This is a genomic window from Variovorax sp. J2L1-78 (assembly GCF_030317205.1).
GTDB classification, from domain to species: Bacteria; Pseudomonadota; Gammaproteobacteria; order Burkholderiales; family Burkholderiaceae_C; genus Variovorax; species Variovorax arabinosiphilus.
This window is the reverse complement of record NZ_JASZYB010000001.1, coordinates 2471541-2498397: the sequence shown is the minus strand read 5'-3', so window position 1 is coordinate 2498397 and position 26857 is coordinate 2471541. Positions and strand designations below refer to the sequence as shown.

At 67.4% G+C, this 26857-nt stretch carries 31 protein-coding genes; 16 read left to right on the top strand and 15 right to left on the bottom strand.

What is annotated here, in order from left to right; genetic code table 11:
• The first annotated feature begins 16 nt into the window (after positions 1 to 16).
• Positions 17 to 1822, top strand: a complete 1806-nt coding sequence (aspS, locus tag QTH86_RS11845; protein ID WP_286644492.1) for an aspartate--tRNA ligase — start codon at positions 17 to 19, stop codon at positions 1820 to 1822.
• An 84-nt stretch (positions 1823 to 1906) separates the two neighbouring features.
• Here aspS and mqo read toward each other — a convergent pair whose 3' ends face one another.
• Positions 1907 to 3571, bottom strand: a complete 1665-nt coding sequence (gene mqo / locus QTH86_RS11840; protein WP_286644493.1) for a malate dehydrogenase (quinone) — start codon at positions 3569 to 3571, stop codon at positions 1907 to 1909.
• 171 nt (positions 3572 to 3742) lie between these two features.
• Between mqo and nudB the strand changes: the two genes are divergently transcribed.
• The 7 genes from nudB (at position 3743) to QTH86_RS11805 (ending at position 7902) form a co-directional block, all read left to right on the top strand.
• A complete protein-coding gene (gene nudB / locus QTH86_RS11835) occupies positions 3743 to 4210 on the top strand; it encodes a dihydroneopterin triphosphate diphosphatase (RefSeq protein WP_444813745.1) in 468 nt (155 codons plus the stop codon).
• On the top strand, positions 4207 to 4965 hold the full coding sequence (locus tag QTH86_RS11830) for an endonuclease/exonuclease/phosphatase family protein (RefSeq protein WP_286644495.1): 759 nt from the start codon (positions 4207 to 4209) through the stop codon (positions 4963 to 4965). Before nudB ends, QTH86_RS11830 begins: the two co-directional genes overlap by 4 nt.
• A 54-nt stretch (positions 4966 to 5019) precedes the next feature.
• Positions 5020 to 5751 carry a GTP cyclohydrolase I gene (gene folE, locus QTH86_RS11825; protein WP_286644496.1) on the top strand — a complete coding sequence of 244 codons (732 nt, stop codon included), beginning with the start codon at positions 5020 to 5022 and terminating at the stop codon, positions 5749 to 5751.
• Between the two features lie 5 nt (positions 5752 to 5756).
• On the top strand, positions 5757 to 6179 hold the full coding sequence (locus QTH86_RS11820; RefSeq protein WP_286644497.1) for a BLUF domain-containing protein: 423 nt from the start codon (positions 5757 to 5759) through the stop codon (positions 6177 to 6179).
• Positions 6180 to 6225: 46 nt separating this feature from the next.
• The gene (locus tag QTH86_RS11815; RefSeq protein ID WP_286644498.1) at positions 6226 to 7056 is read left to right on the top strand and encodes a DUF429 domain-containing protein; all 831 of its coding nucleotides are present in this window, start codon (positions 6226 to 6228) and stop codon (positions 7054 to 7056) included.
• A 133-nt stretch (positions 7057 to 7189) separates the two neighbouring features.
• Positions 7190 to 7387: a CsbD family protein gene (locus tag QTH86_RS11810; RefSeq protein ID WP_286644499.1), complete on the top strand. Its 198-nt coding sequence runs from the start codon at positions 7190 to 7192 to the stop codon at positions 7385 to 7387.
• Between the two features lie 35 nt (positions 7388 to 7422).
• Complete coding sequence (locus QTH86_RS11805; protein ID WP_286649419.1) at positions 7423 to 7902, top strand: BON domain-containing protein; 480 nt, start codon at positions 7423 to 7425, stop codon at positions 7900 to 7902.
• Positions 7903 to 7966: 64 nt separating this feature from the next.
• Here the strand turns inward: QTH86_RS11805 and QTH86_RS11800 are convergent, their stop codons facing one another.
• The 4 genes from QTH86_RS11800 to QTH86_RS11785 all read right to left on the bottom strand — a co-directional run bounded on the left by QTH86_RS11800 (position 7967) and on the right by QTH86_RS11785 (position 10911).
• Positions 7967 to 8521 carry a ferritin-like domain-containing protein gene (locus tag QTH86_RS11800; protein ID WP_286644501.1) on the bottom strand — a complete coding sequence of 185 codons (555 nt, stop codon included), beginning with the start codon at positions 8519 to 8521 and terminating at the stop codon, positions 7967 to 7969.
• Positions 8518 to 8970 (bottom strand): hypothetical protein, encoded by a 453-nt coding sequence (locus QTH86_RS11795; RefSeq protein ID WP_286644502.1) that lies wholly within the window; start codon positions 8968 to 8970, stop codon positions 8518 to 8520. The genes QTH86_RS11800 and QTH86_RS11795 overlap by 4 nt, the downstream gene beginning before the upstream one ends.
• Positions 8971 to 9012: 42 nt before the next feature.
• Positions 9013 to 9387, bottom strand: coding sequence for a hypothetical protein (locus tag QTH86_RS11790; protein ID WP_286644503.1), 375 nt, complete (start codon positions 9385 to 9387; stop codon positions 9013 to 9015).
• A gap of 159 nt (positions 9388 to 9546) precedes the next feature.
• Positions 9547 to 10911 carry a CHASE3 domain-containing protein gene (locus QTH86_RS11785; RefSeq protein ID WP_286644504.1) on the bottom strand — a complete coding sequence of 455 codons (1365 nt, stop codon included), beginning with the start codon at positions 10909 to 10911 and terminating at the stop codon, positions 9547 to 9549.
• 107 nt (positions 10912 to 11018) lie between these two features.
• Between QTH86_RS11785 and QTH86_RS11780 the strand changes: the two genes are divergently transcribed.
• Positions 11019 to 11651: a response regulator gene (locus tag QTH86_RS11780; protein ID WP_262075092.1), complete on the top strand. Its 633-nt coding sequence runs from the start codon at positions 11019 to 11021 to the stop codon at positions 11649 to 11651.
• A gap of 30 nt (positions 11652 to 11681) precedes the next feature.
• Here QTH86_RS11780 and QTH86_RS11775 read toward each other — a convergent pair whose 3' ends face one another.
• Complete coding sequence (locus QTH86_RS11775; protein WP_286646713.1) at positions 11682 to 12074, bottom strand: response regulator; 393 nt, start codon at positions 12072 to 12074, stop codon at positions 11682 to 11684.
• Between the two features lie 315 nt (positions 12075 to 12389).
• Here QTH86_RS11775 and QTH86_RS11770 point away from each other — a divergent pair, with 315 nt between their 5' ends.
• Complete coding sequence (locus QTH86_RS11770) at positions 12390 to 14405, top strand: AsmA family protein (protein WP_286644505.1); 2016 nt, start codon at positions 12390 to 12392, stop codon at positions 14403 to 14405.
• A gap of 13 nt (positions 14406 to 14418) precedes the next feature.
• Here QTH86_RS11770 and QTH86_RS11765 read toward each other — a convergent pair whose 3' ends face one another.
• From QTH86_RS11765 to gpmA, 3 genes are all read right to left on the bottom strand, one after another.
• Positions 14419 to 15198 (bottom strand): HesA/MoeB/ThiF family protein, encoded by a 780-nt coding sequence (locus QTH86_RS11765; protein ID WP_286644506.1) that lies wholly within the window; start codon positions 15196 to 15198, stop codon positions 14419 to 14421.
• A gap of 13 nt (positions 15199 to 15211) precedes the next feature.
• Positions 15212 to 16654, bottom strand: coding sequence for a S41 family peptidase (locus QTH86_RS11760; protein WP_286644507.1), 1443 nt, complete (start codon positions 16652 to 16654; stop codon positions 15212 to 15214).
• A 75-nt stretch (positions 16655 to 16729) separates the two neighbouring features.
• A complete protein-coding gene (gene gpmA / locus QTH86_RS11755; RefSeq protein ID WP_286644508.1) occupies positions 16730 to 17473 on the bottom strand; it encodes a 2,3-diphosphoglycerate-dependent phosphoglycerate mutase in 744 nt (247 codons plus the stop codon).
• Between the two features lie 94 nt (positions 17474 to 17567).
• On the opposite strand from gpmA, the gene QTH86_RS11750 reads away from it, so the two are divergent.
• The 4 genes from QTH86_RS11750 to QTH86_RS11735 all read left to right on the top strand — a co-directional run bounded on the left by QTH86_RS11750 (position 17568) and on the right by QTH86_RS11735 (position 19847).
• On the top strand, positions 17568 to 17975 hold the full coding sequence (locus QTH86_RS11750) for a rhodanese-like domain-containing protein (RefSeq protein WP_286644509.1): 408 nt from the start codon (positions 17568 to 17570) through the stop codon (positions 17973 to 17975).
• Between the two features lie 33 nt (positions 17976 to 18008).
• Positions 18009 to 18269 carry a glutaredoxin 3 gene (gene grxC, locus QTH86_RS11745; protein WP_286644510.1) on the top strand — a complete coding sequence of 87 codons (261 nt, stop codon included), beginning with the start codon at positions 18009 to 18011 and terminating at the stop codon, positions 18267 to 18269.
• A gap of 101 nt (positions 18270 to 18370) precedes the next feature.
• Positions 18371 to 18829: a protein-export chaperone SecB gene (secB, locus tag QTH86_RS11740; protein ID WP_286644511.1), complete on the top strand. Its 459-nt coding sequence runs from the start codon at positions 18371 to 18373 to the stop codon at positions 18827 to 18829.
• 19 nt (positions 18830 to 18848) lie between these two features.
• On the top strand, positions 18849 to 19847 hold the full coding sequence (locus QTH86_RS11735; protein ID WP_286644512.1) for an NAD(P)H-dependent glycerol-3-phosphate dehydrogenase: 999 nt from the start codon (positions 18849 to 18851) through the stop codon (positions 19845 to 19847).
• A gap of 15 nt (positions 19848 to 19862) precedes the next feature.
• Here the strand turns inward: QTH86_RS11735 and QTH86_RS11730 are convergent, their stop codons facing one another.
• Both QTH86_RS11730 and QTH86_RS11725 read right to left on the bottom strand, forming a co-directional pair.
• Complete coding sequence (locus QTH86_RS11730; protein ID WP_286646714.1) at positions 19863 to 20660, bottom strand: segregation and condensation protein A; 798 nt, start codon at positions 20658 to 20660, stop codon at positions 19863 to 19865.
• A gap of 48 nt (positions 20661 to 20708) precedes the next feature.
• Complete coding sequence (locus QTH86_RS11725; protein ID WP_286644513.1) at positions 20709 to 20915, bottom strand: DUF3460 family protein; 207 nt, start codon at positions 20913 to 20915, stop codon at positions 20709 to 20711.
• 71 nt (positions 20916 to 20986) lie between these two features.
• On the opposite strand from QTH86_RS11725, the gene QTH86_RS11720 reads away from it, so the two are divergent.
• Positions 20987 to 21454, top strand: a complete 468-nt coding sequence (locus tag QTH86_RS11720; RefSeq protein WP_444813736.1) for an outer membrane protein assembly factor BamE — start codon at positions 20987 to 20989, stop codon at positions 21452 to 21454.
• A gap of 7 nt (positions 21455 to 21461) precedes the next feature.
• Here the strand turns inward: QTH86_RS11720 and QTH86_RS11715 are convergent, their stop codons facing one another.
• The 4 genes from QTH86_RS11715 to metG form a co-directional block, all read right to left on the bottom strand.
• Positions 21462 to 22265 (bottom strand): ABC transporter permease, encoded by an 804-nt coding sequence (locus QTH86_RS11715; protein ID WP_286644514.1) that lies wholly within the window; start codon positions 22263 to 22265, stop codon positions 21462 to 21464.
• Position 22266: 1 nt separating this feature from the next.
• The gene (locus QTH86_RS11710) at positions 22267 to 23055 is read right to left on the bottom strand and encodes an ABC transporter permease (RefSeq protein ID WP_444813806.1); all 789 of its coding nucleotides are present in this window, start codon (positions 23053 to 23055) and stop codon (positions 22267 to 22269) included.
• A gap of 56 nt (positions 23056 to 23111) precedes the next feature.
• Entirely contained in the window at positions 23112 to 24107 is a 996-nt protein-coding gene (locus tag QTH86_RS11705; protein ID WP_286644516.1) for an ABC transporter ATP-binding protein, read from the bottom strand.
• Positions 24108 to 24187: 80 nt separating this feature from the next.
• On the bottom strand, positions 24188 to 26281 hold the full coding sequence (gene metG / locus QTH86_RS11700) for a methionine--tRNA ligase (RefSeq protein WP_286644517.1): 2094 nt from the start codon (positions 26279 to 26281) through the stop codon (positions 24188 to 24190).
• 269 nt (positions 26282 to 26550) lie between these two features.
• Between metG and QTH86_RS11695 the strand changes: the two genes are divergently transcribed.
• Entirely contained in the window at positions 26551 to 26823 is a 273-nt protein-coding gene (locus QTH86_RS11695) for a DUF2798 domain-containing protein (protein WP_286644518.1), read from the top strand.
• Positions 26824 to 26857 lie beyond the last annotated feature (34 nt).

The window sequence follows — 26857 nt, the reverse complement described above, 5'->3', positions numbered from 1 at the left end:
GCGCCGGAATCGACTTATGGCCATGCGTTCTCACTATTGCGGTCTCGTGACCGAAGCCCTCATGGGCGAAACCGTCACCCTGTGCGGCTGGGTCAACCGCCGGCGCGACCACGGCGGCGTGATCTTCGTCGACGTGCGCGACCGTGAAGGCTACGTGCAGGTGGTGTGCGATCCCGACCGCGCCAGTACCTTCGCCGTCGCCGAGGACCTGCGCAACGAGTTCTGCGTGCAGATCAAGGGCCTCGTTCGCGCGCGCCCCGAAGGCACGACCAACGACAGCCTCAAGAGCGGCAAGATCGAAGTGCTGTGCCACGAGCTCAAGGTGCTCAACCCGTCGGTCACGCCGCCGTTCCTGCTGGACGACGACAACCTGTCGGAGACCACCCGCCTCACGCACCGCGTGCTCGACCTGCGCCGCCCCGCGATGCAGCGCAACATGATGCTGCGCTACAAGGTCACGATGGAAACGCGCAAGTTCCTCGATGCCAACGGCTTCATCGACATCGAGACGCCCATGCTCGGCAAGTCGACGCCCGAAGGCGCGCGTGACTACCTGGTGCCCAGCCGCGTGCACGACGGCAGCTTCTTCGCGCTGCCGCAGTCGCCGCAGCTCTTCAAGCAGCTCCTGATGGTGGCCGGCTACGACCGCTACTACCAGATCGTGAAGTGCTTCCGCGACGAAGACCTGCGCGCCGATCGCCAGCCCGAGTTCACCCAGATCGACATCGAGACCTCCTTCCTCGCCGAAGAAGAGATCCGCGAAATGTTCGAGGGCATGATCCGCAACGTGTTCCGCAATGCCGCGGGCATCGACCTGCCGGTGTTCCCGACCATGACGTACGGCGACGCGATGTTCAAGTACGGCTCGGACAAGCCCGACCTGCGCGTGAAGCTCGAATTCACCGAACTCACCGAGCTGATGAAGCGCGTCGAGTTCAAGGTGTTCTCCAACGCTGCGACGATGAAGGACGGCCGTGTCGTGGCGCTGCGCGTGCCGGGCGGCGGTGCCGAAGGCGGCCTGTCGCGCGGCGAGATCGACGCCTACCAGGAGTTCGTCAAGATCTACGGCGCCAAGGGCCTGGCCTACATCAAGGTCAACGACGCGGCCGCCGGCCGCGAAGGCCTGCAGAGCCCGATCGTCAAGAACCTCGACGACGCCACGCTCGCCGAGATCATCGCGCGCACCGGCGCCCGCAACGGCGACATCCTGTTCTTCGGTGCCGACAAGGAAAAGGTCGTGAACGACGCCATGGGCGCGCTGCGCGTGAAGATCGGTCACAGCGCCTTCGGCAAGAAGGCCGGCCTGTTCGACGACCGCTGGGCACCGCTCTGGGTGGTCGACTTCCCGATGTTCGAGTTCGACGAGGAAGGCCAGCGCTGGTCGGCCGTGCACCATCCGTTCACCGCGCCGAAGGACGGCCATGAAGACCTCATGGACACGGCCCCCGAGAAGTGCATTGCCAAGGCTTATGACATGGTGCTGAACGGCATCGAGATGGGTGGCGGCTCGGTGCGTATCCACCGCGAAGAGGTGCAGAGCAAGGTGTTCCGCGCGCTCAAGATCAGCGCCGAGGACGCACAGCTCAAGTTCGGCTTCCTGCTCGACGCGCTGCAGTACGGCGCGCCGCCGCACGGCGGCATCGCCATCGGCCTGGACCGCCTGGTGATGCTGATGACCGGCGCCGAGTCGATCCGCGACGTGATCGCCTTCCCCAAGACCCAGCGCGCGCAGGACCTGCTGACGCAGGCGCCGAGCCCGGTCGACGAGAAGCAATTGCGCGAACTGCACATCAAGCTGCGCAACGTGCAGCCGGCGGCCTGATCCTGGCTGTTTGATTCAGCGGCGAGCGCCGCAATGAAAAAGGGGCACCGCGGTGCCCCTTTTTTCGTTCCGCCGGGTGCGCTCTTACAGCGCGATGTCGGCCGGCTGACGCTGCGATTTCGTCGCGGCCGGTTCAACACGCGGTGCGGTGGCGGGAGTCGGCTGCGATGACGTTGCCGGCATGGCGATCGCCGGCGGCGGCGTCAGCTGCAGCACATCGGCGGTCGCCTTCCACTCTGCGGCCACGCGCGCCGGGTCGCCGTTGAGCTGCGTGCCGTAGCTCGGCACGATCTCGCGCAGGCGCGCCTGCCAGGCGGGCGTCGCGACCTTGTCCTTGAACACCTTCTGCAGCAGGTCCAGCATGATGGGCGCCGCGGTGGAGGCACCGGGCGAGGCACCCAGCAGACCGGCGATGCTGTTGTCCTGCGAACTGACGATCTCGGTGCCCAGCTTCAGCACGCCGCCCTTGTCCTTGTCACGCTTGATGATCTGCACGCGCTGGCCGGCCTGCCAGAGCCGCCAGTCTTCCTTCTTCGCGTTGGGGAAGTACTCGCGCAGCGCCTTCAGGCGGTCGTCGTCCGACAGCATCACCTGGCCCGCCAGGTACTCGACCAGCGAGTACTCGGCCACGCCGACCTTCACCATCGGCCACACGTTGTGCGGCGTCGTGGTCGTCAGCAGGTCGAGGTACGACCCTTCCTTGAGGAACTTGGTGGAGAAGGTCGCGAACGGCCCGAAGAGGATCACGCGCTTGCCGTCCAGCACGCGGGTGTCGAGGTGGGGCACCGACATCGGCGGCGAGCCCACCGACGCCTTGCCGTAGGCCTTGGCCAGGTGCTGGTTGGCGATGGCCGGGTTGTCGGTGACGAGGAAGGAGCCGCCGACCGGGAAGCCTGCGTACTCCTTAGCCTCGGGGATGCCCGACTTCTGCAGCAGGTGCAGCGCGCCGCCGCCGGCACCGATGAAGACGAACTTGGTGTCCGTTTGCGTGACAGTGCCGTCCTTCAGGTTCTTGTAGCCGATGCGCCAGGTGCCGTCGGCGTTGCGGGTGATGTCCTGCACCTCGCTGGAGACCTTCAGCGAGAAGTTCGGCCGGGACTGCAGATGGCCGACGAACTGGCGCGTGATCTCGCCGAAGTTCACGTCGGTGCCGATGGGCGTCCAGGTCGCGGCGATCTTCTGCTGCGGGTCGCGTCCCTGCATCATCAGCGGCACCCATTGGCTGATCTGCGCCGGATCTTCCGAATACTGCATGCCGCCGAAGAGCGGGCTGGCCTGCAGCGCCTGGTAGCGCTTGCGCAGGAAGTCGATGTTCTCGTCGCCCCAGACGAAGCTCATGTGCGGCGTCGAGTTGATGAACGAGCGCGGGTTCTTCAGCACGCCGCTCTTGACCTGCGAAGCCCAGAACTGGCGCGAGACCTGGAAGGCCTCGTTGATCTCGATGGCCTTGGCGATCTCGATCTGGCCGTTCTTGCCCTCAGGCGTGTAGTTCAGCTCGGCCAGCGCCGAATGGCCGGTGCCGGCGTTGTTCCAGCCGTTGGAGCTCTCCTTGGCGACCTCGTCCAGCCGCTCGACCATTTCCATCGACCAACCGGGCTCGAGCTCGTTGAGCACGACGCCGAGGGTGGCGCTCATGATGCCGCCGCCGATGAGCAGGACATCCACCTTCTTCGTGTCGGTCGCGTGGCCGGTCAGTGCCGCGAGCGACAGGGCGAGGCCCAGCAGGGCAGGGTATGTTCTCTTCAACATGGTGTTCGCAGTGGGACGGGCGCTGGGGCCCAGAAAGCGCCGGCACGCGGGGTGCCTTGGCCGATGAGTTGCAAAAAAATGCAACGCGGATCGTGGTGTCAATCGGGTATTTTACCGAGGTGTCCCCTGGCGCATCCTGGCGTGCTCCCACATCCTTCACCGGTGGCCCCTTTGACGACTCCTCTCTACAAGATCCCGGAATCCGTGCTGGTGGTGATCCACACGCCGGCGCTCGACGTGCTGCTGATCCGTCGCGCCGATGCCGACGAGTTCTGGCAGTCGGTGACCGGCAGCAAGGACACGGCCGACGAGCCGGTGGCGCTCACGGCCGCGCGCGAGGTGGCGGAGGAAACCGGCATCGACTGCGGGCCCGGCACCGCGCTGGCATCGCAGCTGCGCGACTGGCGGCTGCAGAACGTCTACGACATCTACCCGCGCTGGCGCGGCCGCTATGCGCCCGGCGTCACGCGCAACACCGAGCATCTCTTCGGGCTGTGCGTGCCCGAACGCATCGTGCCGGTGCTGTCGCCGCGCGAGCACACGGCGTGGCAGTGGCTGCCCTACCGCGACGCGGCCGACGCCTGCTTTTCCCCTTCCAATGCGGAAGCCATCCTGCTGCTGCCACAATTTGCCCGATGAACGCGACCGCGAACACCTTTCGGGTGGCGACCTACAACATCCATAAAGGCGTGCAGGGCATCGGGCCGGCCCGCCGGCTCGAGATCCACAACCTCGGCCACGCCATCGAGGGTCTCGATGCCGACATCGTCTGCCTGCAGGAAGTGCGCAAGATGAACCGGCAGGGCGCCCTGCGCTTCGCGCGGTGGCCCGACATGCCGCAGGCCGACTTCCTCGCGCCCGAGGGCTACACCGCCGTCTACGAGACCAACGCCATCACGCGCCATGGTGAACATGGCAACGCGCTGCTCACGCGCTGGCCGGTGGTGCGCACCAGCCACCGCGACATCTCCGACCATCGCTTCGAGCAGCGCGGCCTGCTGCATGTGCAGATCGACGTCGACGGCCGGAGGGTGCATGCCATCGTGCTGCACCTGGGCCTGATCAAGGGCAGCCGCGTGCGGCAGATCGCGCAACTGCGCGACTTCATCGACCGCGAGATCCCGCCGGAAGACGCGCTGATCGTCGCCGGCGACTTCAACGACTGGGGCGCGCGCATGCGCTATGCGATGAACGCGATGGGCCTGCGCGACTCGAGCGACCTGCGCGGGCCGCCCACGCTGACCTATCCGTCGCGCCTGCCGGTCACGCAGCTCGACTTCATCTACGCACGTCGATTCGCACCGGCTGCCTGCAGCGTGCCGCGCGGCCCGATCTGGGCACGGATGTCGGATCACCTGCCGTTGTTGACGGATTTCGTGCTCCCCCATTCATAGCGCTGCAGCGCCCCTGCGCGGCGTGTGTCCGGGACTTCGCTGGTACGATTCCGCATGCTCAGGAAGATCGACGCCCCCCAGACCTCCGACACCCCGGCCGACGATGAGGGCACGCCCGTCTCCGTCAAGATCCGCGAGCGCGTGCAGGCCGCGCGCAAGCGCTTCAATGCCAACGACAACATCGCGGAGTTCATCCAGCCGGGCGAGCTCGAGGCGCTGCTCGACGAGGTCGAGGGCAAGATGAAGGGGGTGCTCGACAGCCTCGTGATCGACGTCGAGCATGACCACAACACCGACAACACCGCGCGCCGGGTCGCGAAGATGTACCTCAACGAGGTGTTCCGCGGCCGTTACGTGCCGGCGCCCTCGCTGACCGAATTCCCGAACGCGGAGCATCTGAACGAACTGATGATCGTCGGGCCGATCACCGTGCGCAGCGCCTGCTCGCACCACTTCTGCCCGATCATCGGGCAGCTCTGGATCGGCGTGATGCCCAACGAGCACACCAACGTGATCGGCCTGTCGAAGTACGCCCGGCTCGCCGAATGGATCATGGGCCGCCCGCAGATCCAGGAAGAGGCGGTGGTGCAGTTGGCCGACCTGATCCAGGAGAAGACCCAGCCCGACGGCCTGGCCCTGGTGATGGAGGCCGAGCACTTCTGCATGAGTTGGCGCGGCGTGAAGGAAACGGGGAGCAAGATGATCAATTCCGTCATGCGCGGGGTCTTCCTGAAGGACCCGAACCTCCGCCGCGAATTCCTTTCACTCCTGCCGCGCAATCGCTGAACGCCATGCTCGTACGACTTCTCTACGCCAGCCGCGCCGTCGACACCAGCAGCCCTGCGATCGACGCGATCCTTGCGCAATCGCGGGCGCACAACACGGCCTGCGGCATCACCGGCATCCTCTGCTATGGCGCGGGTATCTTCCTGCAGGCCATCGAGGGCGGACGCAACGCGGTCAGCGAACTCTACGGCCACATCCAGAAGGACGCGCGTCACAAGGACGTGGTGCTGCTGCACTACGAAGAGATCGCCGAGCGTCGCTTCGGCGGCTGGACCATGGGCCAGGTGCAGCTCACCAAGATCCACGCCGCGATCCTGCTGCGCTATTCGGAACGCCCGGAACTCGACCCCTATGCCGTGTCCGGCACGGTGTCGCTGGCCCTGCTCGAGGAGCTGATGGCCACCGCGGCCATCGTCGGGCGCAACTGAGCCACCGCGCACAGGGGGCTGGCGCCGCGGCCAGCGAGGGGATCGCATGACCACGCTGCTGCTGGGCTGCGATTTTTCCAGCGCGCCCACCGTACGCAAGCCGATCGTCGTCGCGCTCGGCCACGAGCGAGGTGGCCGCGTGACGCTGTCGCAACTGCTGCCCTTCACGACCCTCGATGGCTGGGGCCAGTGGCTGAGCGACACCCCGGCCTGGGTCGGCGGCTTCGACCTGCCCTTCGGCCTGTCGCGGGAGTTGGTGCTGGAACTGGGCTGGCCGGCGACCTGGCCCGAACTCATGGCGCACTACGCGGCGATGAGCCGCGCCGAGATCCGCACCGCTTTTGCGGCCTTCTGCGCCGCGCGCCCGGTCGGCGGGAAGTTCGCCCATCGTCGCACCGACGGCCCGGCCGGTGCGAGCCCGTCGATGAAGTGGGTGAATCCGCCGGTGGCTTTCATGCTGCACGCGGGCGTGCCGCGCCTGCTGGCGGCCGGCGCCGCGGTGCCTGGCCTTCACGTTGGCGCCGGTGACGGGGCGAAGGTGGCGCTGGAGGCCTACCCCGGCCTGCTTGCACGCGAACTCATCGGCCGACGCAGCTACAAGAGCGATGCGAGTGCGCAGCAGGACACGCCCCGCTGGGTCGCACGGGCCGATTTGCTGTCGGCGCTCGAGCGCGGCCAGACCCGGCTCGGGCTGCGCCTGTCGCTCACGCACGCGCAGCGTGACCAATTGCTGGCGGACGCCCGGGGCGATGCGCTCGACGCGGTCGTGTGCCTGGTGCAGGCGGCGTGGAGCTTGGCGCGTCGCGACAGCGCAGGGCCCGGGTACGGCCTTCCGGTCGATATCGACCCGCTCGAAGGCTGGATCGCCACGGCCTAGTTCGACATCCGGCTCTGCCGCTGTCCTACAGCGCCACGCGGCGCCTGCGGCCGTGCCGTTTGCGGGGGCGGTCCTAGATTGGTTTTTCAGGCGGTTCGGTCGAACCGTTGCAACCCAAGCAAAGGAGTTCGCGATGAACAAGGATCAAGTCGAAGGCCGTGTGGATCAAGCCAAGGGCAAGGTCAAGGAAGTGGCCGGCCGTGTGACGGGCAACGAGTCGCTCGAAGCGAAGGGCGCCGTGGAAAAGGCCGGCGGCAAGGTGCAGAGCACCTATGGCGATGCCAAGGAAAAAACCAAGGACGCCCTGAAGTCGGGCGTCGACAAGCTGTGATCGCGGTGGCCGGTGCCGGCGCGCGAAAGCCCGCTTTGCACTGGACGTACATCTCGCTGGTGGTGCTGGCCCTCGGCGTGGCGGGCTGCAGCGACCGGGGCAACGGTCAGACGGCCGGTCAGAAGGTTGATGCCGCCATCGCCAAGACACAGGATGCGGCGGTGCGCGCCAAGGACAAGGCCGAGGTGCTGGCAGGCGAGGCACGCGACAAGGTCGTGGCGTCGGAGCCGGCGATGCGTGAAGGCGCGGCCAACGTGAAGGAAGCAGCGCGCGAGACGGGCGCGGCCGTGGCCGGTACCGTCGAGGACGTCGCCATCACGGCCAGCGTGTCGAGCAGTCTGGCGAAGGATCCGGAACTGAGTGCGGCGCGCATCGACGTCGACACCAAGGGGGGCGTGGTCAAGCTGCAGGGCCCGGCGCCGAGCGCTGCCGCCAAGGCACGTGCCGGCGACATCGCCAAAGCGGTGAAAGGGGTCTCCAGCGTCGATAACCAGCTGGACGTCCGAGCCATGTGATCGGCAGCATCCGTCACCATCAAAAAACCCGGCGTTGCCGGGTTTTTTGTGGGCCGGAGACGGCTCAGTGGCCGAGCCAATCCTTGAGTTCGTCCGCGTGCTCTTCCTCGTCGGACAGGATGTCTTCGAGCATGCGCCGGGTCGTCGGGTCCTTGTCGCCGATCAGGACGATCATCTGACGGTAGGTCTCAACAGCGATGCGTTCGGCCACCAGGTTCGCCCGCACCATCGCCTGGAGGTTTTCCGACTCGTCGTAGCTGGCGTGGCTGCGTGCCAGCAGCGTGGCCGGCGAGAAGTCCGGCTCGCCGCCCAACTGGACGATGCGTTCGGCGATGCGGTCGGCATGCGCGGACTCTTCGTTCGCATGCACCAGGAACTCGTCGGCGATGGCCGGCGAGGACACGCCGTTGGCGGTGAAGTAGTGGCGCTTGTAGCGCAGCACGCAGACCAGTTCCGTGGCCAGCGCGTCGTTGAGCAGCTTCACGATGTCGTCGCGCCAGGGGCCGTAGCTGGGCGTCAACGCCCCGTCGTCCAGGCTCTTGCGCGCAGCGTCGATCGCGCCTTCGTCCAGGGTGAGCCGGTCGCCCGATACGGGCTGGGCGGAAGCGGTGGTATTCATCGTCGATCCTTTCGTGCGGCGGACGTTTCGTCCTTGTTTTTGTCGGAAGAGGCGAGCAGCGTGACCCAGTCGGCCACGTCCGAAGACTTGAACAGCGCAGCCGCGACGGCCGTGACCGACAGCAACCGCCAGGGCTTCACGAGCATGGCGATCGCGCCGACGGTCGCCGCGCCGGCGATCAATGTCGCGGGATGGGTCGCCGCCAACCGGGCCAGCGCGGGGTGCGCCAACCGGGCGGCGGCGTTGGCGGGGTGGCGCTGCCACCAGCGCCGCCCGAGCTGAAGGGCGATCTCTTCCCAGGGGAAGGGGGCAGGACGAACCGGCGGTGCGGAGCCTGGCTCCGGGGAAGAGAGGCGCTCCATGGCGGCGCCGTCGGATGGATGCGGCTCAAGCAACGCCTGACGCGCGGCGTGCAGGCGTTCTCGGTGCGAGGCGCTGTCCGTCGGCATGCTGCAATTTCAAACAGGGTGCCGGCCGCCAGCGACTCGGGCTCAGTAGTCGTCGCGCGGGCTGCGGCGGCTGGCCAGGACGATCAGCGCCGTGATGGCCGCACCGGCCGCTGCGGCGATGAGCACCGAGCGCATGGGCTGATCGGCAATGTACTTGCCGGTCACGTCCGCGGCCTGCTCGAGGCGGCGCTGTGCACGGGCACTGGTGGTCGACGCTGCGTCGAGGCCGCGCTGCACGGCCTGCTGCACGCGTGCGGCGATCTGCTCGACGGTCGGCTCGGCCTCACGGCGCAGGTCGCGCACCTTCTCACCCGCGGCGTTCACGGCGTTCTGCGCATAGGCACGGGTCGACTCGATGGCGTCGTTGGCCGTCTTGCTGGCTTCGTCGGCGAGCTGCGATGCTGTCTTGATGTTCATGGAAGTTCCTTTCTGAGGGTGATGAATGTGCAAGGCCTGTCCATCCTAACGACGTTGGGCTCCGGCGCAGCGCGGGGAAATCGCGGCTTGATTCAACGATAGCGCGGTGGCCTGGCGGCCCTGTCAGCAGCCGCGGGCTGGCGTCGTAGGAGAGAAGCGTCAGCCGGCCACGCGGCGACCCGCCGATCGCGCGCCGACCGGCAGCATGATGCTCACCCGCGTGCCCTTGCCGGGGGACGAGCTCACCGTCAGCTTGCCCTGGGCGGCCTCGACGCGGTGGCGCATGCCCGCCAGGCCGTGGGTTGCGGGCCGCAGGCGCTGCAGGTCGAAGCCCTTGCCGTCGTCCACCACTTCGACCGTGACATGCGTGCCGTAGTCCTTCATCACGATCGTCGCCTCGGTCGCGTCCGCGTACTTGCCGATGTTCGTGAGGCTCTCCTGCACCATGCGGTAGACCGTGAGCTGGCGGGCCTCGTCGAGCACCACCGGTTCGAGCGCCAGCTCGACCTGCATGCCGGAGCGGTCGGCGAACTCCCGGCCCAGGATTTCCAGCGAGGCCACCAGCCCGAGGTTGGCGAGCGAGGAGGGCCGCAGGTCTTCGATGATGCGGCGCTTCAGGGCGATGCCGCTGTTGAGCAGTTCGGTCAGGTGCTGCAGCCGCTGCGTGGCGTCTGGCGCGTCGACCAGCCGCGACTTGAGGCGCGCCACGTCCAGCTTGGCGGCCGTCAGCAGCGAGCCGAGTTCGTCGTGCAACTCCCGTGCGAGGTGGCCACGTTCGTTCTCCCGTACCTCCTGGAGGTGGGTCGCGAGCTCGGCCAGGCTGGCGGTGCGCTCCTGTACCTCGGTCTCGAGCGCGTTGCGCTCGCGTTGCAGCGCTTCCTGTTGGCGCTCACCGATCGAGCGCAGGGCGTGCGTCTGCCGCAGGTACAGGTAGAAGGCGACGAGCGCGATGACCGCGATCAGCGCGATGCCCACGCGGGCCAGGCGCAGCGACTTGGCGATCTGCGCCTGGCCGCTGCGCAGCGCGGCGTCGCTGCTGTCGATCAGGGCGCTGGCCTGCGTGCGGATCGCGACCATCTCCTCGCGCCCCACATCGGTGGTGATGACGAATTTCCAGGCTTCTTCCTTGCCGTCCTTGCGCAGCCGGACGCTCATGTCCATCTCGGCCATCTTGCGGCCGACGTGCGTGGCCAGTTGCGTCAGATGGGCGCTCTCGGCGGGCCGGCCGGCGTAGAAGGTGCGCAGGGCGCTCAATTGGCCGTCGACCTTCCGCACCGCCTGGTCGTACGGTTCGCGATATTGCGCCTCGCCGGTCAACAGATAGCCGCGCTGACCCGTTTCAGCATCGACGAGGTTCAGAAGAAGCTCGTTGAGCGTCTGTCGGACGCTCTGGGCATCCCGGACCTCGATCAGCGCCTGATGCGACTGCCGGAAGCCGACCTCGTTGATGCCCACGAGCATCAGCGCGGCCAGAGTGGCCAGCGCGAGGCTCAAGGCCATCTTCGGAAAAGCTAACCAGCGCATGAGGTCTCCGCAAGACGCCTGACAGTCAAATTCGTGAATAATCGATGCCGTTCAGGGGTCAGCATATTGCGACGATCGAACGCGCAGGAAAACAAAGAAGGTAACAGATGATCAAGATCGGAATTGTGGATGACCACGCCATCGTGCGCTCCGGCTTGCGCCAGTTTTTCTCCGAGCACGTGGACCTGCGGGTGGTCGGTGAAGCCGGCACGGGGCGTGAAGCCATCGAACTGGTTCGCACGACCGAACTCGATGTGTTGGTGATGGACCTGTCGATGCCCGGCCAGAGCGGCATCGACGCGCTCGCGATGATTCGCGCGAAGGCACCGGATGTCGGGATCCTCATCCTGAGCGGCTACCCGGAAGAGCACTACGCCATGAACCTGATCCGCCAGGGGGCGAGCGGCTACCTGAACAAGGAATGCGATCCGATCGAGATCGTGAACGCGATCCGTACCGTCTCGCTGGGTCGCCGCTACATCACGCCGGCGGTCGCCGAACTGCTGGCGCGCCAGCTCGACCGCAAGGATGATGCGGCGCCGCACGAGCAGTTGTCGGAGCGCGAGTTCCAGGTGTTCCTGAAGCTGGCCAAGGGCGAGACGGCCGGCGACATCGCCAAGACGCTGTCGCTGTCGGTCAAGACGGTGAGTACGTACCGCACGCGCCTGATGGAGAAGATGAACCTCTCCTCCAACAGCGACCTCACGTACTACGCGCTGAAGAACAAGCTCATCGATTGAGGGCTGCGCGGGCCTGTTGAGCCCCCCGGCTCAGCGGGCGCTGCTCTTCGGTTGGCGCACCGAGGTCTGCGCAACGCAGAAGTCGATCAGTGCGTCGATCTCGTTGGATTTGTCGAACACCGCATCCACGCCCAATTCGGCGCAGCGCTTGCGGATCTCCGTGGTCGCGTAGTTGCTCAGCACCACCACCTTCTGATGGGATTGGCGCGTGGCGCACGCCTGCAGCACGCCGAGGCCGCTGCCCTGTTTCAGAAACAGGTCGACGATCGCCAGTTCCCAGTCATCGGGATGGTCGCTCAACCATTGGCGTGCCTCTCCCTCTGCCTCCGCATGCCCGATGGTCTCGATGCAGGTGAGTTCCTCGAGCGTGCCGACCAGGTTTTCGCGGATCGTGGCGTTGTCTTCGACGATGTAGGTTCTCAAGCGGGTGTCCCTGCCGAAAAGCTGGCTCCCCTGCGTGTCGCCGGATGGTCTGCTGTGCGAGTGATAGGCATCGTGAGAGGTTCTGGCGGCTGCGTGGATGATCATGCCGGGCGATAGGGGTTCGCCCTGTAGGTGGATTCTGACCTTATTTCAAGTCGCTCCACCGTAGGCAATCGCCCACACCTCCAGACGGGCGACACCGACCGCCGCGGATGCCGACGCGGCATACGCTTGCGATTCTCGGTGACGCGCGTGACGTGGCGCCACGTGGCCATCGGCCTCGTCGCGAAGAACACCATCCAACAAGGGACAGCCATGCAGAACGAATCCTCCCGTGTACCGCGCTGGGTCTTCATCGTGGGCATGAGCCTGTCGGCATTCGTTCTTCTGCTGGTGCTCGTGGTTCTCTTCTTCCCCTGGGACACGCTGCGTGAGCCGGTGAACCGCTACGTGAGTGAGAAGACCGGGCGCAAGTTCGAGATCACCCGGCGCCTCGATGTCGACCTCGGCTGGCGCAGCGCCACCATCAAGCTCGATGGCATCGAGTTCGCCAATCCGTCCTGGGCACGCGACCCCTACCTGGTGAAGGCCGAGCGTGCCGAGGTCGACCTGCGCTTGTGGCCGCTGTTGCGCCAGAAGGTGGTGATCCCGCGCCTCATGCTGGCGTCGCCCACGGTCGGTCTGCAGATGGAGAAGGACGGCCGGCGCACCTGGGCGCTCGGCAAGGACACGTCCGACGAAGGCACCGTCCCCACCATCGGGTTGGTGCAGGTGGATCGGGGGGGAATCGATTTCCTGGCCGCACACCTCGGCGTCGACCTGCATGCGGACGTCGACTTCGACAGTGCGCGCGGCGAGATGCCGCTCCACTACCGCATCAAGGGCACCTACCAGCGCCAACCGCTGACGGCGCAGGGGCGCACGGGCAACGTACTGCAGCTCACCGAAGCGGGACAGCCGCCGTTTCCGCTGGAGATCGATGCGGCTGCGGGCCAGACCAAGCTCAAGGCCAAGGGCACCGTCGCCACGCTGAGTGGTCTGGACGGCATCGATGCCACCTTCGACGTGCGCGGCCAGAGCCTGGGCGATCTGTACCGTCTGCTCGGCATCGCCTTGCCCGAAACATCGCCCTACGCGCTGAGCGGTCGCCTGCAGAAGACGGCTGCGCTGTGGGAAGTCAAGGGCATGAAGGGCAAGCTGGGCCTGTCGGATATCGGTGGGGACATGCAGTTCGACCAGGGCCAGAAGACGCCGCGGCTGGGCGGCAGCCTGCGTTCGGCCGTGATGGACATGGATGATCTCGGGCCCCTGATCGGCCTGCCGCCGACGGAGCGTTCGGCCAAGGCCGTCGAAGGGGTGACGCCGCCGCCGTCGGTCGATCAGGTGAAAAAGTCCTCGCGTTCGGGCGACAAGGTGCTGCCGACCGCCACGCTGGACTTCGAACGGCTGCGCGCGATGAATGCCGACGTTCGCTACACGGCCGATCGCATCCGCAACGTGCGCGACATTCCGCTCGACAAGGGCAGCGTGCACGTCAAGTTGCAGGACGGCGTGCTGACGCTGGATCCGCTCGACCTCGGGGTGGCGTCGGGCCGGCTGGCCGGTGCGATCCGCATCGACGCGACGCAGTCGCCCGCGGACATCCGTGCCTCGCTCGAGATCCGGGCGATGCAACTCAACCGGCTGATCCCCAAGGTCGAGACCTTGCGCACCAGCTTCGGCCGGCTCGACGGGCGCATCAACCTGTCGGGTCGCGGCAATTCCGTGGCGAGCTGGCTGGGTGGTGCCTCGGGTGACGTGAGTGCCATCACCGGGCGCGGCGAGTTCAGCAACCTGCTGCTGGAGTTCATGGGCCTGGATGGTGCCGAGATCGTGAAGTTCCTGCTCGGCGGCGACAACAACGTGACCCTGCGCTGCGCCGCCGTGGCCTTCGACGTGAACAAGGGGGTGATGGCCGGGCGCAGCCTGGTCTTCGACACCGCCGACACGGTCTTCCATGCCGAAGGGCAGGCCAATCTGTCGAATGAGACGCTGGACTTCATCGTGCGCCAGGAGCCCAAGGACATGAGCATCCTCTCGCTGCGCACGCCGCTGGTCATCGGCGGCACCTTCGGTTCGCCCTCGGGCGGTGTCAAGGCGGCCCCGCTGGCCGCGCGCGGCCTGGTAGCCCTCGCGCTGGGCGCGATCAACCCACTGCTGGCACTGGCGGCGACGATCGAGACCGGCCCGGGTGTGGATGCCGATTGCCAGGAGGTGCTGAAGCGGGCGCGCCAGCCGATCTCGAAGGCCGCCACCGACGGCGCGGCCAAGGGCAAGGCCGCCAAGCAGTGAGCGGTCGTCCCGCCTAGCGGGCGGTCTTCGACCAGCGGCCTGCGCGGTGCGCTGCGCACACCGGGCATTCGGGATCGCGTGCCAGCCGCAGGCTGTCGAACTGCGTGGCGCGCCCGTCGAACATCAGGAGCCGGCCCGCCATCGACGGCGAGATGCCCGCGAGCAGCTTCAGGGCTTCGCTCGCCTGCAGGGTGCCGATGGTCCCGACGACGGGGCCGAAGGCGCCCAGCACGGCGCAGCGCGTTTCCTCGAAGTCGGCGTCGGCGGGAAACACACAGGCATAGCAGGGGGAGGCTTCATCGCGCGTGTCGTACACGCTGAGCTGCCCGTCGAAGCGGATGGCGGCCCCGGCCACCAGCGGCTTGGCATGCGCCACGCAGGCCCGGTTGACGGCATGACGCGTCGCGAAGTTGTCGCTGCAGTCGACCACCACGTCGGCGGCCGCCACGAGCGTGGCGAGCATGGCGGCGTCGGCGCGCAGCGCGTGCGTGGCGATGGCGATGTCCGGGTTGATGGCCCGCATCGCCTCGGCGGCGGAGGTCACCTTGGCCTGGCCCACGCGGGCCGTGGTGTGCGCGATCTGGCGCTGGAGATTGGTCAGGTCGACAAGGTCGTCGTCGACCAGCGTGATGCGCCCGACGCCCGCCGCCGCGAGGTAGAGGCAGACCGGCGAGCCCAGCCCGCCGGCGCCGATGACGAGCACATGGCCGGCACCGACGCGCATCTGGCCGTCGATGCCGTATTCCTCCAGCAGGACATGGCGCGAATGGCGCAACAGTGCGTCGTCGTCCACGCGCGCCGGCTCCTCAGTTCTCTTTCTTCTCGTCCTTGTTCTCGACGATGACCTGCGTCTTGCTGACCAGCACCGGCGCGCCCTTCAGGCGGTTCATCGCCTGCACCAGCGGGAAGTCCTTGTCGGTGCCGAATTCGGGCACCTTGCGGTCCTGCGGCGGCTTCTTGGCTTCTTCCTCAAGGCGCTTGCGGGCGTCGTCACGGGCCTTTTCGCGCTCCGGATCCTTCTGCTCGGGGCCCTGGCCGCTGGCCAGGTGCTTCTCGAGGTCGGCCTCGCGCATGCGCAGGGCGGCGAAGGGGCTGCCCTCGGCGCTTTCGTCGACCAGCACGTTGGGCACGATGCCCTTGGCCTGGATCGACGCGCCGCTCGGCGTGTAGTAGCGGGCGGTCGTGATCTTCAGGCCGGTGTCCGGGCCGAGCGGGCGCACGGTCTGCACCGAGCCCTTGCCGAAGGTCTGGCTGCCCATCACGGTGGCGCGCTTGTGGTCCTGCAGGGCGCCGGCCACGATCTCGCTGGCCGAGGCCGAGCCTTCGTTGACCAGCACGACCAGCGGCACCGTCTTGAGCGCCGCCGGCAGGCCGCGCAGCGGGTCGCTGCCGGCACGGCGCTGGTAGAACTCCGGCGCCGCCTTGTAGACCGACTTGCTCTCGGCCAGCTGGCCGTCGGTGGACACCACGGTCACGTTCTCCGGCAGGAAGGCCGACGAGATGGCGACGGCCGCGTCGAGCAGGCCGCCCGGGTCGTTGCGCAGGTCGAGCACCAGGCCCTTGAGGTTGGGTTCCTGCTTGTAGATCTCTTCGACCTTCTTGACGAAGTCGTCGACCGTGCGCTCCTGGAACTGCGACAGGCGGATCCAGCCGTAACCGGGTTCCATGACCTTGCCGCGCACCGATTGCGTGCGGATTTCCTCGCGCGTGATGGTCACCGGGAAGGTGCGGTTCTCGTCCTTGCGGAAGATGGTCAGCAGCACCTTCGTGTTGGCCTCGCCGCGCATGCGCTTGACCGCGTCGTTCAGCGACAGGCCGCGCACGGCGGTGTCGTCGATCTTGGTGATCAGGTCGTTCGGCTTGAGGCCGGCGCGGAAGGCGGGCGAGCCCTCGATCGGCGAGACGACCTTCACCAGGCCGTCTTCCTGCGAAATCTCGATGCCGACCCCGACGAAGCGCCCGGTCGTGCCCTCACGAAATTCCTTGAAGGACTTCTTGTCGAAGTACTGCGAGTGAGGGTCGAGCCCGGCCACCATGCCGGAAATGGCGTCGGAGATGAGCTTCTTCTCGTCGACGGGTTCGACGTAGTCGCTCTTGACCATGCCGAAGACGGCGGCCAGCTGCTGCAATTCCTCCAGCGGCAGAGGGGCCAAGGAGCCGCGTGCCACGGTCTGAAGCGAGACGGTGGTCAGCACGCCGGCCACGGCGCCGGCTGCAACCCAGCCGGTGATTTTGAGTTTCTGGCCCATGGAGTGTCCTAGTCGGGTATCAAGGCAATATAGCTAGCTTTGAAGCAATTCGCTTGCCGGGGTTCCTCGAACCGATCAAGCTTTTCCCTGCGAGGCCACGGCGGCAGCGGCTTTCTCGGCGGCGGCAGCATCGCCGAGGTAGTAATGGCGCAGCGGCTTGAGCTCGTCGTCCAGCTCGTAGACCAGCGGGATGCCGTTCGGGATGTTCAGGCCCACGATGTCGCTGTCGGACACGCCGTCGAGGTACTTCACGAGCGCGCGGATCGAATTGCCGTGCGCCGCCACCACCAGGCGGCGGCCGCTGCGGATGGCCGGAGCCATCGATTCGTTCCAGAACGGCAGCACGCGGGCCACCGTGTCCTTCAGGCACTCGGTCAGCGGGATCTGCTCGGGCGACAGCTTGGCGTAGCGGATGTCGCTGCGTTCGCTGCGCGGGTCGTTGGCCTCCAGCGGCGGCGGTGGCGTGTCGTAGCTGCGGCGCCAGACCAGCACCTGCTCGTCGCCGTACTTCTTGGCGGTCTCGGCCTTGTTCAGGCCCTGCAGGCCGCCGTAGTGGCGCTCGTTGAGGCGCCACGAATGCACCACCGGCAGCCAGGTGCGGTCGAGTTCGTCGAGCGTGTGCCAGAGCGTGCGGGTGGCGCGCTTGAGCACGCTGGTGTAGGCCACGTCGAAGTCGTAGCCTTCGGCCTTGAGCAGCCGGCCGGCCTGCTTGGCCTGTTCCACGCCGGTCTCGGTCAGGTCGACGTCGGTCCAGCCGGTGAAGCGGTTCTCGAGATTCCAGGTCGATTCGCCGTGGCGGATCAGTACCAGTTTGTGCATGGGGAAAGGCCTTTGGGCGGGGGATGGATTCGAAGGGCAGGGGGCTGCCGGGTACGCCATTCTAAAATCCGCGGTTTGCCATTCAAGGAATACTGTGAAATTCATTGTCGACAACTGGATGCTGATCCTGATTGCGGTCAGCTCGGGCGCCATGCTGGCCTGGCCGCTGATCCGCGGCACCGGCGGCGGGTCGCTCACGGCGCAAGGCGCCGTGCAGTTGATCAACCGTGAACGCGCCGTGATGATCGATGTGCGCGACGCCGCGGAATACGCCGCAGGCCACGCCACCGGCGCCCGCAACGTGCCGCTCGACCAGCTCGAGCAGAAGCTGCCCGGCACGGTCAAGAACAAGTCGGTGCCGGTGCTGCTGATGTGTGCCACGGGGGCCCGCGCCCAGCGTGCGCTGGCGACGGCCAAAAAGCTCGGCTACGAGCAGGCCCAAGTCGTGGGCGGCGGGCTGAAATCGTGGAAAGACGCTAATCTGCCCATTGAAAAGGCCTGAGCATTCCGCCGGGCCACCGGATTGGAAGTGACCATGCAAGCCGTCAAGATGTACACGACCGCCGTCTGCCCCTACTGCATTCGCGCGAAACAGATTCTCAAGAACAAGGGTGTCGAGCAGATCGAGGAGATCCGCATCGACACCGACCCCCAGGCCCGCGCCGTGATGATGGAAACCACCCAGCGCCGCACGGTGCCGCAGATCTTCATCGGCGACACGCACGTCGGCGGCTGCGACGACCTGATCGCGCTGGACGGCCGCGGCGGCCTGGTCCCGCTGCTCCAGGCGGCCTGAAGGGCTGTCATTTCCAGGGGCGATAATCGCCCGTTCATCCTCTCAGCCCGCTTCGGAACGCCTTCCGGGCGGGCGTTGTTTTGATACCCGAAAGTTCAGCCATGGCCGACACCCAAGACCCCGTGTTCCAGATTCAGCGCGTCTACCTGAAGGACCTGTCGCTCGAGCAGCCCAATTCGCCGGCCATCCTGCTCGAACAGGAGCAGCCCACCGTCGACATCCAGCTCGGCGTGGACGCCCAGCCCGTGACCGACGGCATCTACGAAGTCACCGTGTCGGCCACCGTGCAGACCAAGGTGCAGGACCGCACCGTGTTCCTGGTCGAGGCCAAGCAGGCCGGCATCTTCGAGATCCGCAACCTGCCGGAAGACCAGATGGGCCCGATCCTCGGCATTGCCTGCCCGCAGATCGTCTACCCCTACCTGCGCGGCAACGTGGCCGACGTGATCCAGCGCGGCGGCTTCCCGCCGGTGCACCTGGCCGAGATCAACTTCCAGGCCATGTTCGAGCAGCAGCAAGCCGCGGCCGCCGGCCAGCCCACGCCCATCACCACGCAGTAAGCGTTCCGGGGCAGGCTCGATGAGGATCTGCGTGCTCGGTGCCGGTGCCTGGGGTACCGCGCTCGCCGTGAACGCAGCCGACCGACATGCGGTCACGCTGTGGGCGCGCGATGATGCCCAACGGGCCGCGATGGCCAGTGCCCGGCAGAACGAGCGTTACCTGCCGACGGTGCCGCTGCCGGCCTCGCTTGGCCTGATCGGCGGCCCGGCGCAGGCCGCCGCGCGCGATGCCGACTTGGTGATCGTCGCCACGCCGATGGCGGCGCTGCGCGAGCGGCTCGGTGCTTTGGCAGGGCTCCAGGTGCCGGTCGCCTGGCTCTGCAAGGGCGTCGAGACGGCGACCGCCGCCGGTGCCTTCGGACTGCTGCCGCACGAAATCCAGGCGCAGGTCGCGCCCGCCTTGCGTGCCGGCGTGCTCAGCGGCCCCAGCTTCGCGCAGGAAGTCGCGCACCGGCAGCCCACCGCGCTGGTGGCGGCGAGCGCGCACACGGACGTGCGGGCCGCGCTGGTCGAGGCCTTCCATGGCCCCAGCCTGCGCGTCTACGCCAACGACGACATCGTGGGCGTCGAGGTCGGCGGTGCGGTCAAGAACGTGCTCGCCATCGCCACCGGCCTGTGCGATGGCCTGTCACTGGGCCTGAACGCTCGCGCCGCGCTCATCACGCGCGGCCTCACGGAAATGACCCGCTTCGGCCTCGCGCTGGGTGCGCGCGCCGAGACCTTCATGGGGCTGTCCGGCCTGGGCGACCTGGTGCTGACCGCCACCGGCGACCTGTCGCGCAACCGCAAGGTCGGGCTGCTGCTGGCGCAGGGGCGCACCCTGGCGCAGGCGGTCGAATCCCTCGGCCACGTGGCCGAAGGCGTCTACTGCGCGCGCAGCGTGGTGCAGCGGGCCCGGCACCTGGGCATCGAAATGCCGATCGCCGAAGGCGTGGTCGCTTTGCTGGACGGCCGCATGCAGCCGTCCGAGGCCGTCGCCGCGCTGATGGGCCGCGACCCGGCGCCTGAAGTCGTCTGACGCGAAAGCGCAGGCTCAGACCGGCGCGTAGGCCAGCCGCACGTAGATCGGCGCGAAGGCCTCGGCCTGCGTGATCTCGACCAGCGTTTCCTTGCCCAGCTCCAGCAGGGCGATGAAGGTGACGATCAGCACCGGCACGCCGCGGCTCACGTCGAACAGCTTCTCGAACTCGACGAACTGCCGCCCCTGCAGGTGGCGCAGCACGATGCTCATGTGCTCCCGCACGCTCAACTCTTCACGCGAGATCTTGTGGTGCTGCACGAGCTTGGCGCGCTTGAGAATATCCGCCCAGGCGTCGCGCAGGTCGACCACGTTCATCTCGGGGAAGCGTGGCTTGAGCGACTGCTCGATGTAGACCTGCGCCTTCCAGAAGTCGCGGCCGTAGGTCGGCATGGCGTTGATCGACGCGGCCTGCAGCTTGGTCTGCTCGTACTCGAGCAGGCGGCGGACCAGTTCTGCGCGCGGGTCTTCGGCTTCCTCGCCGTCGGCCACCTTCTTGGGCGGCAGCAGCATGCGCGACTTGATCTCGATCAGCATCGCAGCCATGAGCAGGTACTCGGCCGCGAGCTCGAGGTTGGTCCGGCGCACCTGGTCGACGTAGGCCAGGTACTGGCGCGTCAGCCCGGCCATCGGAATGTCGAGGATGTTGAAGTTCTGCTTGCGGATCAGGTAGAGCAGCAGGTCCAGCGGGCCTTCGAAGGCCTCGAGGAAGACCTGCAGCGCCTCGGGCGGGATGTACAGGTCGTTGGGCAGCGCGAACAGCGGCTCCCCGTAGAGCCGGGCCAGCGCCACCTGGTCGACGACCTCGGGCATGGCGGCGATCGGCGGGGGGCCGTCGTCCTGCGTGGCGGCAGGACGCACTTACTTGGCTTGGGTCTGGTAGACGTACGGCTGCTGGGCCACGCGGGCCTGGCCGTATTCGTCGAGCTGGCTGCGGTCGAGCGCCTTGTCCCAGAGCAGGGCGCGGCCGGCGCGCTGTTCCGCCTCGAGCGAGGGCTTCTTCCGCTTCAGTTCGTCGATGAACTGGGTGGCTTCGGAGGTGTAGTGGGGGCGGTTGAAGATGGACATAGACTGGACCTTTGCGGCGGATTTTACCGGGGACGGACATGGCACAGGGAAACTGGCGAAAGGGAATCACCATGGGCATGCTGGCGGCACTGCTGGCCTTGGCGGGCTGCGACAACCAGGCCATCAAGGAACTGGAGGAGGGCGTCTCCACCGAAGCCGACGTGGTCGCGCGCTTCGGCCAGCCCGAGAACGTCTGGGACGCGCCGGACGGCCGCGTGTTCGAATACAACCGCCAGCCCCAGGGCCAGAAGAACTACATGATCACCATCGGCCCGGACGGCAAGATGCGCGCGCTGCGCCAGGTGCTCACGCCCGAGAACTTCGCGAAGGTGCAGCCCGGCATGTCGATGGAAGACCTCCGCAAGATGCTCGGCAAGCCCGCCAAGGTCACGCCGTACCCGCTCAAGCGCGAGACCGAGTGGGACTGGCGCTGGGTGCAGCCGCCGAATTCGCCGATGGTGTTCACCGCCGTGCTGAACGACGACCTGCGCGTGCTGCGCAGCGGCTCGTCGCACGATCGCAGCACCGAGGCGCCGTAGCGATCGCTCAGCTGCCGGCGGAGGTGTAGCGCCGCACGCCATGGCCCCAGGCGAGGAAGGACAGCGCCAGGAACACGAACCCCGCCAGCGGCGACAGCCATCCGATCCATGCGGGAGCGCCCAGCGGATCGGCACGGCCCAGGATGGCGACCGCCGGGTAGTACGCCACGCAGGCCAATGGCACCCCGAAGGTCAGCAGGCGGCGAAACCACCGTGCGTACAGCGTGATGGGGTACTGGCCGGCCTCCACGCCGCCGTAGGTGAACATGTTCGCGACCTCCAGGCTTTCGACCGTCCAGAAGGCGAGCGTGCCCTGCAGCACCAGGATGCCGAGGAACAGCGCGACGCCGCCCGCGATCGCGAACAGCGCCAGCCCGACGTGGGCGGGCGTCCATGCGATGCCGGCCTGTGCCGTGGCGTAGGCCAGCACCATGAGCCCCTGCGCCAGGCGGCCGAGCCGGCTCATGCGCAGATCGTGCCCCATCAGCTGCAGCGGCAGCGTGCGGGGCCGCAACAGGAGCCGATCGAAGGCGCCGGTGCGCAGGAACTCCGTGCCCAGGACATCGAAGCCGCGTCCGAGCGCATCGGCGATGGCGAACATGACATTGACCAGCCCGTAGAAGAGCGCCACTTCGCCCAGGGCCCATCCCTGCACCGTCCCGAAGCGATCGAACAGCGCCCAGATGGCGACGACCTCGATGCCGGTGACGAGGAACTGCGCCAGCGTCGCCAGCACGGCAGACGTCGGGTAGAGCGCCTGGCCCTTCAGCGACGCGAGCACCAGCCGGAAAAACAAGGCCACGCCCCCCACGTCAGCCGCCTTGCACTTCGAGGCGGCGCATGGTGCGCGACATCGCGAGCCGGCCAAGTGCGACGAGCGCGATCGTCCAGCCGGCCTGCAGTGCGAGCCCGCCCGCGGCCGGCCAGCCCGCCAGCCGCCCGGCGTACAGCCGCATCGGGATGTCCATCAGGCCGGCCAGCGGCTGCAGCAGCAACGCGGTCTGCCATGACTCGGGCAGCAGGGGCAGCGGCAGCAGGTTGCCGGACAGCACCACGACCAGGGGCGTCGCGAAGGCATTGATGCCGCGTTCGTTGAGTGCCGCGGTGGCGGCTACGTTGAGCAGCATCACCAGCGCGGTCGACAGCAGCAGCGCCAGCACGGCCGAGAGCACGAAGACGAGCGCCGCCGCGAGGTCCGCGGGTGGTTGCCAGCCCCATTGGCCCCATCCGGCCAGCGGCAAAGCGACCCCTGCGAAGGCGACCATGAGCGCGAGCCGCGGCAGCACGCGCGCGGCGATCCATCCGGCGCTGCGCGCGTACCAGAGCGCGTAGGCGTCGACGGGCCGCAGGCGGTCGTACGCCACGGAGCCGGTACGCACCGCCTGCGCGACCTCGGGGTCGCTACCCCAGGGCAGCAGTGCGAGCAGCCCCTGCGCGAGCCACGTGTAGGTGACGGCATGTGCGAGCGTCATCGGCAGGCTGCCCGCCGGGGCGGATGCCGCTGCGCCGCCATAGAAGGCGGCCAGCACCATCACCTTGATGCCGCCCCACCAGCACTGCGTGGCGAAGCCCGCGAGCGCCGCCGTCCGGTACTGCAGCATCTGCAGGAACCGCGAGGCAAAGGCGACCCTGTAGGGCCGCACGGCGTCCTGCAGGTTCACGCCTCTGCCGCCCCGTGCATCGCGTAGAAGCGGGAGATCACTTCCTCGATCGCGAGGCCTTCCAGCCGGATGTCCTCGACCGCATGTTCGGCGGCGATGTGCGCGATGAGCGCGGCCGCGGCCGTGCGCGCGGGGTCGAAGCCCAGCACCAGCGACCGATCCTCGCGCGACAGCACGGCCACGCCGGGCAGCGCGATCCGCGTCGGCGCCTCGTGCGCGAAGTCCACGACCAACCGTCGCTCGGCGAGCACCTGGGATCGCAACGCCTCCACCGGGCTGTCCGCCAGCACGCGGCCATGCCCGATCACGATCACCCGCTCGGCCAGTGCTTCGATGTCGTGCATGTCGTGCGTGGTCAGCAGCACGGTGGTCCCGCGTTCGCGGTTGGCGCGGCGCACGAAGTCGCGCACCGCGAGCTTCGACGGCGCGTCGAGCCCGATGGTCGGTTCGTCGAGGAACAGCAGTTCAGGCTCGTGCAGCAGCGCCGCGGCAATCTCGGCGCGCATGCGTTGCCCAAGGGACAGTTGCCGTACCGGCTGGTCGAGCACGCGATCGAGCTTCAGCAGCGACACCAACTCGTCGCGCGTGCGGCGGTACCGTGCGGGTTCGACGCGGTAGATGTCGCGCAGCAGGTCGAACCCTTCACCCACGGGCAGGTCCCACCAGAGCTGCGTGCGCTGGCCGAAGACCACGCCGATGCGGCCGACGTGCTGCTCCCGGTCTTGGAATGGGTCGCGCCCGCTCACCTCGACGCGCCCGCCGTCCGGCCGCAGGATGCCCGCCAGGATCTTGATAGTGGTCGACTTGCCCGCCCCGTTGGGGCCGATGAAGCCGAGCAACTCGCCGCGCTCCAGGGAGAAGGAAACGCCGGAGAGCGCCTCCACCGTGCGATGACGCCGTTGCAGGACGCCGCGGACCGCCCCGGCGAAGCCGGGCGCCCGCTCGGAAATCCGGTAGGTCTTGATCAGCTGTTCGACGACGATGTGGGGCATGGCACGTGCCCCGCCTCGCAATCAGGAGGCGTCTGCGGGCGGAAGGGCGCGCATTCTACGGGCCCCTGGATGCAGTTCCCTCAGCGCACCCGCATGCCAGGCACCGCACCCGGCCACGGCTCCAGCACGTGGATGCCCGGTGCGGCCTTTTCGTCGGCATGGCTGGCGGCCAGCACCATGCCTTCGCTGACGCCGAACTTCATCTTGCGTGGCGCCAAGTTGGCGACCATCACGGTCAGCTTGCCGACCAACTGCTCGGGCTTGTAGGCCGAGGCGATGCCGCTGAACACGTTGCGCGTCTGGGCCTCGCCCACGTCAAGCGTCAGGCGCAGCAGCTTGGTCGAGCCTTCGACCGGCTCGCAGGCCACGATCTTCGCGATGCGCAGGTCGATCTTGGTGAAGTCGTCGATGCCGATGGTCGGGGCGATGGCTTCGCCGCCCGGCAGCGCGTCGGTATTGGCCGCAGCCGGTGCGGCCACTTCGGCGGGTGCCTCGAACAGCGTGTCGAGCAGCTTCGGGTCGACCCGCTGCATCAGGTGCTTGTACTCGCCGATCGCATGGCCCGGTGGCAGGGCCACGGTGGCGTGCGCCCATTCCAGCGGCTCGATGGCCAGGAAGCGCTCGACGTTCTCGGCCAGCGCCGGCAGCACCGGCTTGAGGTAGAGCGTGAGCAGGCGGAAGGCCTCGATGCACACGGTGCACACGTCGTGCAGGCGCGCTTCCATGCCTTCCTTCTTCGCCAGTTCCCAGGGCTTGTTGGCATCGACGTACTCGTTCACGCGGTCGGCCAGCGCCATGGTGTCGCGCAGCGCGCGCGCGGTGTCGCGGCCGTCGTAGAGCACGCGCAGCGCCTCGGCCTCGTTGCGCAGCGTCGCGAGCAATGCGGCACCGTCGTCCGACACCACACCGAGCTTGCCGCCGAAGCGCTTGCCGATGAAGCCTGCCGCGCGGCTGGCGATGTTGATGTACTTGCCGACCAGGTCGCTGTTCACCCGGGCGACGAAGTCTTCCGGGTTGAAGTCGATGTCCTCATTGCGGCCGCTCAGCTTGGCGGCGAGGTAGTAGCGCAGATGCTCGGGGTTCAGCCCGATCGACAGGTACTTCAGCGGGTCGATGCCGGTGCCGCGGCTCTTGCTCATCTTTTCGCCGCTGACCGTCAGGTGACCGTGCACGTAGATGGCATTCGGCGCCTTGCGGCCGCTGAAGTGCAGCATCGCCGGCCAGAACAGGGTGTGGAAGGTGATGATGTCCTTGCCGATGAAGTGCACCTGCTCCAGCTCAGGGTCGGCCATGTAGTCGGTGTACGAGATGCCGTCGCCCGCGGCCTCGACGCAGGTCTTGTCGAGCAGGTTCTTCAACGATGCGAGGTAGCCCACGGGCGCGTCGAGCCACACGTAGAAGTACTTGCCTGGCGCGTCCGGGATCTCGATGCCGAAGTAGGGTGCGTCGCGGCTGATGTCCCAGTCGCCCAGGCCACCCTTGCCTTCTTCGTCCTTGTAGAGCCATTCGCGGATCTTGTTCTGCACCTCGGGCTGCACGTGGCCGGGGGCCGTGGTCCATTCCTTCAGGAACGCCTCGCAGCGCGGGTCCGACAGCTTGAAGAAGAAGTGGTCGGAGCTGCGCAGTTCGGGCTTGACGCCGGTCAGCGCCGAGTACGGGTTGATCAGTTCGGTCGGCGCGTAGACGGCGCCGCACACCTCGCAGTTGTCGCCGTACTGGTCCTTCGAATGGCAGACCGGGCATTCGCCCTTGATGAAGCGGTCGGCCAGGAACATCCCCTTCTCGGGGTCGTAGAACTGCTCGACGCTGCGCGTCTCGATCAATCCCGCAGCACGCAGGTCGCGGTAGATCGCGCGCGCCAGGTCGTGGTTCTCGGGCGAGTCGGTCGAGCTCCAGTTGTCGAAGGCGATGTGGAAGCCGTCGAGGTAGGGTTTGCGGCCGGCCGCGATCTCGGCGACGAAGGCCTGCGGCGTCACGCCGGCCTTGTCGGCCGCGATGGTGATGGCAGCGCCGTGCGCGTCGTCGGCGCAGACGAAGGCGACGTCCGCGCCGTACATGCGCTGTGCCCGCACCCAGATGTCGGCCTGGATGTATTCCATGATGTGGCCGATGTGGAACTTGCCGTTGGCGTAGGGCAGGGCGGTGGTGACGAAGAGCTTGCGCGGGGCGGACATGGGGGCGCTTTCTGGCGAAGGAATCGGAGACCGGGGACGAGCAGCGCACGCGGACGTGGGCGGGGGAGGGATTTTAGGCGGCGGCCCGAGACCGCATGGCCGAGGGGCGATCGGCTAACATGTCGATGCAATTCAGCGCTCGCATGAATCGCCGTAAGCGTTCACGTCAAGCAACGCGCCAACCGCAGCCGGCCCGTCCGGGTTGCAGTCTTTCGACGCGTCTGCGCTGGAAAGATGGCGCCTTGCTTGTCCGGCTCCTGGAGCTTCCAATGAACCCGTCTTCCCGTCCCTCCAAAACCTTCTTCGGCGTTCGCAAGCTGCCCGCCCGCGCCGCCAGCTGGGTCATGCCGCTGATTCTGTCCATCCTCATGACCTTCGTGGTGTCGATGATCAGCACCTTGCGCAGTGTGGGCCCGGTGCCCGAGATGCCCGGCATCTGGATGAGCGCCTGGGCGCTGTCCTGGGTCTTTGCCTTCCCGACGCTCCTGCTCGTCCTGCCGCTGGTCCGCAAGGCCACTTCGGCGCTGGTGGACATGGGCTGAGTTCCGCTTCACCCCTTTCACTGAAAGAGAACCC